The 1,543-nt window shown below is 58.7% G+C and carries 1 protein-coding gene and 1 pseudogene; both read right to left on the bottom strand.

All coding sequences use genetic code 11. The annotated features are described in order from the left end of the window. Nucleotides 1–313: 313 nt before the first annotated feature. Entirely contained in the window at nucleotides 314–1,342 is a 1,029-nt protein-coding gene (locus DMZ65_RS19325) for an IS110 family RNA-guided transposase (RefSeq protein ID WP_116600313.1), read from the bottom strand. A gap of 91 nt (nucleotides 1,343–1,433) precedes the next feature. Next, nucleotides 1,434–1,543, bottom strand: a pseudogene (locus DMZ65_RS19320) (IS5/IS1182 family transposase); the annotation flags it as partial.

The raw sequence follows: 1,543 nt of genomic DNA, 5'->3' as shown, positions 1-1,543 counted from the left end.
GGCAAACTGCTCACCAATGCCCACGCTCCGATGTAATCGCTTCTGTGGTTGCCGCGCGTAGTGCAAGAAGCTTTTGACCCTATTAGCGCGTGATCAAGTGCGGATTTCTGTCAGGCCTTCATGATGCGGCGTTTCCAGAAGCCGCGGGCCGGGATGGTGATCAGCAGATTGGGGCCAAATCTGACTTTCGAGCTCAATGCTCGTAGCGACTAACTGGTTTTCCCAATCCAGATCTGTTCGATCATTTTGCCCATTCAGGTCGTCGTCTTCTCACACTCCCCTCGGCACCGGCCCTAGCGGTTCGACATGAGCATCATGCCACGACCGCCATTGCCGGATCTCTGTAATCTTTATTCTTTGTCAGCATCGCCCAGATCTGGCGGGCCATCTTATTGGCGAGCGCGATCGCGACCAGCATCTTGGGTTTGCGCATCAACATGCGTGATAGCCAGCTACCCTCTACAATGGTGCGCTGTCCAAGCCAGTTCAGTCGCGACATTGCGCCAATGATCAACAGGCGCCGGATATCGGCCTGACCAGCCTTGGTCATGCGACCAAGGCGCTCCTTGCCTCCGGAAGAATGTTGCCGAGGCACAAGGCCCAACCAAGCCGCAAAGTTGCGCCCAGTTTTGAAGTCCGCCATGTCGGGACCGAACGCTTCGACTGCAACAGCCGTCAGCGGTCCAACACCCGGCATCGTCTGGAGCCGGCGTGCTCTGTCTGATTGGGCGGCCAGCGTCTTGAGCTTCGTGGTGCGCTCAATGATACGCGCGGTTTTCTCTGCGATCTGCACGAGTAAGTCCAAGCACTCTTCCCGGATCAGTGCATGCAAGTCGCCGGTCTCATCCCGCACAAACGCCGTCATACGAGCGAGGTGGGACATGCCGACTGGAAACACATGGCCGTGCTCATAGAGCAGCGCCCGCAACGCATTCACATCTGCGGTCCGCTGATGCACCAGGCGTTCCCGGGCACGGAACACGGCAGCGCAGGACTGCTGCTCGACTGTCTTGGGCTCCACGAAACGCATCTCGGGCTGACGTGCCGCAATGACAATCGCCTCGGCATCGGCCGCATCATTTTTCTGCCGCTTCACAAAGGGGCGCATGTATTGCGGTGCGATAAGCTTTACCTCGTGCCCAAGAGCTTCCATCTCACGGGCCCAGAAATGCGCACTGCTGCAGGCCTCGAAAATTACCATGCCGGGCTCTTGCTGCGCCATGAACGCGGGGAATTGCTTCCGCGTCAGCTTCTTGCGGAACTGGACCTCCCCCGTTCGAAGGGCACCATGAACTTGGAAAACTGTCTTTGCCAGATCGACCCCGATCATCATATTCTTCATCTCGCCGTCCTCCTCTGCGCGCAGCGTTGAACACCACGACCTTGGCACATTGCGATGCCGTCTAGGGAGGGCGGCAACCACTCCATCTGGCCTGTCCTGCGGTCACGAACAGGTTCAGCGGGCGTCCTTGACTGTCGCAGATGGCGTGCAGTTTCGTGTTCATGCCGCCCTTGGTCCGGCCAATCAGGCGTCCACGCCCCC

Origin of the sequence: Primorskyibacter marinus (assembly GCF_003313245.1) — a bacterium.
Classification (GTDB): Bacteria; Pseudomonadota; Alphaproteobacteria; order Rhodobacterales; family Rhodobacteraceae; genus Primorskyibacter; species Primorskyibacter marinus.
Note: the sequence above shows the minus strand (reverse complement) of the source record. Positions and strands in the feature narration are given on the sequence as shown.